This is a genomic window from Psychrobacter sp. TB55-MNA-CIBAN-0194 (assembly GCF_040309505.1).
GTDB lineage: Bacteria > Pseudomonadota > Gammaproteobacteria > Pseudomonadales > Moraxellaceae > Psychrobacter > Psychrobacter fozii.
Genome location: NZ_JBEOOW010000317.1, coordinates 1 through 270, shown reverse-complemented (window position 1 = coordinate 270; position 270 = coordinate 1). Strand labels below are relative to the sequence as shown.

1 protein-coding gene is annotated in these 270 nt (G+C 40.0%); it reads left to right on the top strand.

The features are described 5' to 3' along the window. On the top strand, positions 1–270 hold a 270-nt coding region (locus AAEY75_RS15290; protein WP_352260060.1), incomplete at both ends, for a fructosamine kinase family protein.

Below are 270 nucleotides of genomic sequence, written 5' to 3'. Positions count from 1 at the left end.
CATAAACAGCAACTTCAGAGCACCAACACAGACAAACTTTTTCATATAACCAATGGTACGCACAACTATTTAGTAAAAGTAGCGTTAAAAAATGAGCTTGAGCGCCTAGAAAGCGAATCGCTTGGTTTAAAGCTGCTCACAGAAAACGGGGTGTTTATAGTGCCTGATTGCATTACAACAGGTGCAAATATAGAGTTCTCGTTTATTGTTTTAGAGTGGTTAGAATTTGACAAACAACCACACCCCACATGGAACGCAATGGGAAAAGGC